This is a genomic window from Salinactinospora qingdaonensis, assembly GCF_039539445.1.
Taxonomy (GTDB): Bacteria; Actinomycetota; Actinomycetes; order Streptosporangiales; family Streptosporangiaceae; genus Salinactinospora; species Salinactinospora qingdaonensis.
This window is the reverse complement of sequence record NZ_BAABDD010000007.1, coordinates 273,418-280,338: the sequence shown is the minus strand read 5'-3', so window position 1 is coordinate 280,338 and position 6,921 is coordinate 273,418. Positions and strand designations below refer to the sequence as shown.

The following is a 6,921-nucleotide window of genomic DNA, read 5'->3' as shown; positions in this document are numbered from 1 at the left end:
CTCAGCAATGCCAACCAATTCCATACCCCACCAATACCCCCCGCCCCCACCACCCCACACCCACCCCCTTGACCCTCCAGCCACAGGAGAGTCCACCATCGACAACATGGAACCGCACCGCGGCCTGCACACCATCGGTGAACTGGCCAAACGCACCGGACTGTCCGTCAAGACCATCCGGTTCTACGCCGACACCCACGTCGTGCCCCCCACCACCCGCAGCCCCAACGGATACCGCCTCTACGACGCCGACGCCGCAGCCCGCCTCGACCTCGTCCGCACCCTGCGCGAACTCGGCATCGACCTGAGCACCATCCGCCGGATTCTCAACCGCGACGCCGACCTCGGCCACGTCGCCGCCGCCCACGCCGAAGCCCTCGGCGCCCAGATCCGGATGCTGCGACTGCGCAGAGCCGTGCTGCAAACCCTTGCCCACCGCAACCCCACCCCACGGGACGTGACACTCATGAACAAACTCGCCAACCTCTCCGCCGAAGAACGCCAACGCATTCTCGACGACTACCACGACGCCATCTTCGACGGCCTCGACCTCGACCCCACCTTCGTCACCAAAATGCGCTCCATCCGCGTCGACCTCCCCGACAACCCCACCCCCGACCAAGTCGACGCCTGGGTCGAACTCGCCGAACTCGTCTCCGACCCCACCTTCCGCACCCGCGTGCGAGAAATGACCGAACAACAAGCCCACGAACGCGCCAACGGCACCTTCCAGCCACCCCACACCGGCGCCACCGACCTCGCCACCCGCGTCATCGACACCGTCACCCCCGCCCTCAACGACGGCACCGACCCCACCTCACCCCACGGCCAAACCATCGTCACCGAACTCGCCACCGCCTTCGCCCACCACCACAACACCCCCGACACCCCCCACTACCGCGCCGACCTCGCCGACCAACTCGCCACCTTCACCGACACCCGCGTCGAGCGCTACTACCACCTCATCGCCGTCATCAACGACTGGCCCACCCCCACCCCCCAGGTGCCCGCCTGGGAATGGTTCATCACCGGCCTCCGCGCCACCCCCACCCACTAACCCCACCCACCACCGACCACCGCCACCCCGCCGGTGGGCCCACAGGGCCCACCGGCATCACCCCTCAGCCCACAACCTCAGGAAAAGAACCCAAACGACCACAACGCACCATTAGTCCCCACACTCACCGCCACCGCCAACACCACGCCCGTGACAAACCCCCGACGCAACGACCGCACCAAGTACTCCACCGCGATCAGGTTGTTCAACACGAAATACCCCAACAACAACGCCTGCACAAAGCCCGGCCCCGTGAAGAACGGCTCATGCCGCCACCAATCCGTACGCCAAAAGACATCATTGGCCAACATCCAGTCCAGCCCCAACGACACCCCCCACCCCAACGGCAACTGGATCAACGGAATCACCAAAAACGGCAGCAATTTCACAAAACTCCACAAACCAGGCTGCTCACCCGTACCCCACCTCGGACCATCCCGCCGCACCGCCGCCCGCTCCGCACGCATCCGCTCCTCATGAGCCACCCGCTCAGCGTCCTCACGCCGCCGACGCTGCGACTCCTCAGCCGCCCGACGCCGCTCCTCCTCATCCCGACGCTGCCGTTCGGCCTCCTCACGCCGCCACCGATCCTGCTGCTCACGCCGCCGACGCTGCTCCTCACGCTGCCACTCAGCCCGACGCCGCTCCTCCTGGCCCTCCCGATAACGCTCATCCTCCCCCGAACGCGACCCCCGATACAGCTCCTCATACCCGCGGTCCCCTTCTCCAGGACCCCGCCGCACCGGCGCCCCCGCACCACCATCCCCCACCCCCGGCGGCATCGCCGCCGTCGGAGCAGTACGACCAGCACCCCCCTCACCACCAGCCGAGCCCACATCAGCTCTGCCCGCACCCCCAAGACCAGCGTCTCCACCAGCGCTCGGCGCCACAGCACCGCGCCCCGAATCACTGCCCATCGCCGAGGTCGCCTCCGACGACTGCCACGTCTTGGCCCGCATCGGCTCACCGTCGGCCTCAACCAACCGCTCGGTCGCCGCCGTGCTCACCGCCCCCAAAGCCACCGTCGCCGCATCAGCATCCGCGCCCGCCGGAGCGGCACTCAATGCCGCGTTGACCTTGGCCACCTGCTCCTGCACCCCCCGCATAAACGCCGGGGGAAGCCACGAGTCCCCAATGGGCACATCCCCAAGAAAATCCAGCACGTCCCCCGGGCCAGGCCGGTAACGCGCATCCTTGGTCAGGCACCCATTCACCAGTCGACGCAGCGACTGCGGCACCCCCGACACGTCAGGGTCCTCCTGCATGACGCGCATGACCATCGTCGGTACCGACCCCTCACCGAACGGGCCCACCCCGGCGGCGGCATAGACCAACACCGCCCCGAACGCAAACATGTCGCTCTTGGGAGTCAACTCCTGGCCCTGCACCTGCTCCGGCGACATGAACCCCGGCGTACCGATCACCGACTGCGTCGCCGCCGTGCCCTCTGTGGCCCGAGCGATCCCGAAATCGATGACCCGCGGCCCCTCATCAGCCAACAACACATTGCCCGGCTTGAGGTCCCGGTGGATCAGCCCCACACGGTGGATCTCGACCAGCGCCTCAGCCAGCCCGGCCGCCAACACCCGCAGCGAGTGCTCTGGCAACGGACCAAGCTTGCCCACCGCCTCATTCAACGGCAGCGACGGTACATAGGAGGTCACCAGCCACGGCACCTCCCCTTCGGGATCAGCATCGATCACCGGCGCCGTGAACGCTCCGCTGACCTGCCGCGCCGCAGTGATCTCACGCGCGAAACGCTGCCGGAACGACGTATCCGTGGCCAGGTGCGGGTGAATCCGCTTGACCGCCACAGCACGCCCACCCGCGGAACGACCGAAGAACACCTGGCCCATACCGCCGGCCCCCAACCGTCCGATCAACCGGTACCGGCCGACCCGTTCCGGATCACCATTCTCCAGTGGTCCCACACCCAACCTCCGTCTGTGTGTTCCGCGATGCGCCCTAAAACCACTGCGATCGTAACGAATCCTCGCCCCTGACCGGATCGCCTTGACGAGGCGACTCCCCTTCCTCGGTGTTGTCTTTTTGTTCCTTCGATGTTGTTGACAAAACAGTCACCTTTACGATGTAGATTTAAAAGGAGAGAGAGGGGGAGCCGCGCACTCGGCCTCGGCAGGAGCTAATACCGTACGGGTATGTCTGCGCAGTTGCCTCCAGCAGAGTGGTTCGCCTCCCTGCCCACCGCCTATCTGGCCGCCTCGGGGCTCATCACCGACGAGTCCGGACGCGTCCTCCTCGTCGACCCCAACTATCGAGAGGACTGGACCCTGCCTGGCGGGGTCGTTGAGGCCGGTGAGGCGCCCCATGCCGGCTGCGAACGCGAGGTCACCGAAGAGCTTGGTCTGACGCTGCCGGCCGGTCCCCTGCTGGCCTGCCATTGGAGTGCGCCGCAGGGCGTACGCCCCAAGCCGTTCCTGTCCTTTGTCTTCGACTGCGGCACTATCGACTCCACCACTCCCGTGCGCTTACAGGCCGAAGAACTCGACGACTACGCCTTCGTCGCCCCTGAGCGCGCCGTGACGATGCTGCACCCCCACATCGCTCCTCGCCTCGAAGCCGCCCTGCGCGCCCGAACCGAGGGTGCGGCCATCTACGTGGCCTGACTACGGCCGGTGTCTCGCAGGAACTCCTCTCTCTCCCATAGCAATTACGCCCCCAACTTCCGAGCCGCGCCCGGCGCACCTGGATTTCCCCGAGCGCCTCGCGAGAAAGCTACCGAGCCGGGCGCAAGAACCACGGCGTTCCGAAAGTCTAATGATCACAGAAACCTGTGGGGACCGGCTGGGCCAATAGAGCCGACCATCCGTTTGAAGGCAGCGCGAAGCCTCGAAAGCACTCGTGGATCGTCAGGGCTACGGAATTGGCTTCCAAGCAGTGAATATATGCTTGTCCTGGACTTTTCCGTCAGCCGTACCCCCAACTACTCCCCCTCGCTGCACAGCGAAGACAGGCTATTAACAGGCCGCTGAGAGTTACGACCGCAGGTAGTGACAAGTCGAGGCTACCGGTAAGTAAACCTCCCCGCTTCCTTGCAGCGTGCGTTCTCCGATTCTTCCTCTATTGAGACCATCCACGAGGGCCTACAATGTGGTCAGGACACAGCGTGAACGAAAAGCGGGGCGGCATGCCGTAAGACTTCCCTAACGGGAAGCGATATCAACCGCCCTGGGCAGAGAGGAAATATGAAGGGGTGCCGACAAAAGATCCCGCATAGCCGTTTACGCCGTCACTATGTCACCGCAGGCTATGCCCGCCACCCACTAGCGGCCGACAAGCCTGCCGTGACTGTTCGCCACGCAGCACCCGGCCGTGCTGCGCAAACCCCCGGCGCTTCCCTAGCGGAGGAGTCTGTTATGTCAACATCCCCCAAAACCGCGCTCGCGACCGTACTCACGGCCGCCGCGACCCTCATCGTCAGCCTGGCTCTCCCAGCCGTCGCCGACACCGCTACAGACGAACGCAAGCCCCTGGCCAGCATGCGCATGGTGATGTACGACGTCGGAGCAACCCCCACCCCAGTCGAGTCCGACCTATCCACGAAGGCTCCAGTGCTGTCGAAGGCCACCTTGGAGTGCACCCCCGACGGCGGCACTCACCCCACTCCCGGCGACGCCTGCGACTCACTGCGCGCCGTGGGCGGCAACTTCGACCAACTGCCCACCGCCCCCGAAACCTACTGCATCGCCCTCTACGATCCGGTGACAGTGGTGGTCAAGGGGCACTGGCAAAGCTCCCCGATGGGACCGGTCCGACCGATCGACTTTAAGCGGACCTACAGCAACAGTTGCCAGGCCGCAGTGCAGTCTGACCACGTGTTCGCCTTCTAAGCACCCCTCCCCCGCAGCGGTGGGTCGGCCCACGCCGGCCCACCGCCACGAAAAGGTACCCGCGCGTTTGCGTGGCTCCCAGCGGCTACCGCCGGCCCCCACGAGCCCCTTTCTCCCCGCCACGTGAGCGCAACAGCACGAGATACTCCGGGATCAGGCGTGCACAGGGGCAGACACAGCCGCCATAGCCTCAGTGAACAGCCCTCGCAGATCCTCAGTGCCCTCGGAATCCACCCAGGCTTCCAGCGCGGCGTCAAGGCAGGCGAGCGCGGCGGCGGCCAACGCCCGGGGGCGGGGATCGGGGGAGTGCGCAGCCGATTCGGTGAGGCGCTCGGCGATCTCGGGAACCAGGAGCTCCTGCCAGGCCAGCCACTTCTCGATATGGCGTGCCTTGAGCGAGGGCGTCTCGTTCATCATGCGCCCGATGTTGAGCGCCTCGGGCTGGCTTATGACCTCGAGGACCACGTCGAAGGCGTGGCGTAGCGCCTCCCAGACCGGTTCCTGTCGGGGACGCTCGGACAGAGCATGCCGCAACTGCTGGCCATACCCCTCCAGATGGCCCAGGACAGCGTCCTCCTTGGTCGCGAAGTAACGGAAGAAACTGGCGCGCGAGAGCCCCGCCTCGGCAGCGATCTGGTCAACGGTGGTCTGGGCGAAACCGCGTTCCAGGAACAGCCGAGTGGCCACGGCGGCAACCTCGGAGCGCACCGCGCGGCGGGCCCGATCGCGCAGGCCCGGGGGACGGTCGCCGGTGGTCTCGGCGGAGCTGTTTGGAGTGGCAGCCATGCTCCGAGCATACCTGCGCTTGAATATAAGACTCAGTCTCAAGAGTGATGTAGAGTATCAAGCATTGGTTTCCACGACGGCGCCGCCCGGGCGCTGGAAAGGCACGGAACGCCTGATGAGCAACCACGATGAGCGCATCACCACGACACACCTGGCTAACGGCGGCCCCGAGGTGGGCGTGCAAGGGCTTGGCTGTATGGGTATCAGCGACTTCTACGGCGATACCGACGAGGCCGCGGCCCGCGAAACCCTGGAGGCCGCCTTCGAGGCGGGGGTCACGCTCTACGACACCGCCGACATGTACGGACGCGGCGCCAACGAGGAGTTCCTCGCGCCGTTTTTCGCCGCACACCGCGACGAGGTCACGATCGCCACCAAGTACGGGGTCGTGCGCTTCGACGACACTCCCAACTCCACCGTCAGCAACGACCCCGACTACATCCGCCAGGCGGCCGATGCCAGCCTGCGCCGCCTCGGTGTCGATGTGATCGATCTGTACTACATGCACCGCCGTGACCCGCAGGTGCCGCTGGCCGAGTCGGTCGGAGTGATGGCCGAACTGGTACAGCAGGGGAAAGTGAGATACCTGGGGTTGAGCGAGGTCACCGGGGCCGAGCTGCGTGAGGCCAACGCCGTCCACCCGATCCACGCCGTGCAGTCGGAGTGGTCGCTGTTTAGCCGCGACGTCGAGTACAGCGTGGTCCCAGCCGCCGCCGAGCTCGGAATCGCCTTCGTGCCCTACTCCCCTCTGGGCCGGGGTTTCCTTGCCGGCACGTTCGCCGACTCCAACGCAGCCATGCCGGCCAACGATGTCCGTCAGTACCTACCGAGGTTCGTCGGGGACAACGCGAAAACCAACACGGCGCTGCTGGAGCCCATCCGCACGATCGCCGCCCACCACACAGCAACGCCTGCCCAGATCGCGCTGGCCTGGGTTCACCACCAAGCCCAGGTGCACGGCCTGCCGGTGGTGCCCATCCCGGGCACCCGCAAGCGCAGCCGGTTGCTGGAGAACATCGCCGCGACCCGGATCACGCTCACCGACGAGGAGCTGGCACTGCTCGAACCACTCGCCGAGCAGGTGGCCGGCGAACGCTACCCCGACATGAGTAGCACGGCGGTCGCCCGAGAGCAGTAGCGGCGGTCGCGTTAGGGCTGCGAAATGAACATCCCGGGGCTCGGTACAGGGCCTCATGCCACTATGACGCCCCATCGAGCCTCGGGAGA

6 protein-coding genes are annotated in these 6,921 nt (G+C 66.0%); 4 read left to right on the top strand and 2 right to left on the bottom strand.

Annotated features, from left to right (window positions below):
- A partial coding sequence (locus tag ABD848_RS10355) for a MerR family transcriptional regulator (RefSeq protein WP_344970250.1) occupies positions 1-1,057 on the top strand: 1,057 nt, incomplete at its 5' end.
- Between the two features lie 77 nt (positions 1,058-1,134).
- On the opposite strand, the gene ABD848_RS10350 is transcribed toward ABD848_RS10355, so the two are convergent.
- Positions 1,135-2,988: a serine/threonine-protein kinase gene (locus ABD848_RS10350; RefSeq protein ID WP_344970247.1), complete on the bottom strand. Its 1,854-nt coding sequence runs from the start codon at positions 2,986-2,988 to the stop codon at positions 1,135-1,137.
- Positions 2,989-3,216: 228 nt separating this feature from the next.
- On the opposite strand from ABD848_RS10350, the gene ABD848_RS10345 reads away from it, so the two are divergent.
- Together ABD848_RS10345 and ABD848_RS10340 are read left to right on the top strand one after the other, a co-directional pair.
- A complete protein-coding gene (locus ABD848_RS10345) occupies positions 3,217-3,684 on the top strand; it encodes an NUDIX hydrolase (RefSeq protein ID WP_344970245.1) in 468 nt (155 codons plus the stop codon).
- A gap of 750 nt (positions 3,685-4,434) precedes the next feature.
- The gene (locus ABD848_RS10340; RefSeq protein ID WP_344970241.1) at positions 4,435-4,908 is read left to right on the top strand and encodes an SSI family serine proteinase inhibitor; all 474 of its coding nucleotides are present in this window, start codon (positions 4,435-4,437) and stop codon (positions 4,906-4,908) included.
- A gap of 153 nt (positions 4,909-5,061) precedes the next feature.
- Here the strand turns inward: ABD848_RS10340 and ABD848_RS10335 are convergent, their stop codons facing one another.
- Positions 5,062-5,694, bottom strand: coding sequence for a TetR family transcriptional regulator (locus ABD848_RS10335; RefSeq protein ID WP_344970238.1), 633 nt, complete (start codon positions 5,692-5,694; stop codon positions 5,062-5,064).
- A gap of 115 nt (positions 5,695-5,809) precedes the next feature.
- On the opposite strand from ABD848_RS10335, the gene ABD848_RS10330 reads away from it, so the two are divergent.
- Complete coding sequence (locus ABD848_RS10330) at positions 5,810-6,832, top strand: aldo/keto reductase (protein WP_344970235.1); 1,023 nt, start codon at positions 5,810-5,812, stop codon at positions 6,830-6,832.
- The last annotated feature ends 89 nt before the right edge of the window (positions 6,833-6,921 follow it).

Coding starts and splice junctions, on each gene's coding strand:
- ABD848_RS10330 (WP_344970235.1), top strand. CDS start 5,810: ATGAGCAACCACGATGAGCGCATCACCACGACACACCTGGCTAACGGC.
- ABD848_RS10340 (WP_344970241.1), top strand. CDS start 4,435: ATGTCAACATCCCCCAAAACCGCGCTCGCGACCGTACTCACGGCCGCC.
- ABD848_RS10345 (WP_344970245.1), top strand. CDS start 3,217: ATGTCTGCGCAGTTGCCTCCAGCAGAGTGGTTCGCCTCCCTGCCCACC.
- ABD848_RS10335 (WP_344970238.1), bottom strand. CDS start 5,694: ATGGCTGCCACTCCAAACAGCTCCGCCGAGACCACCGGCGACCGTCCC.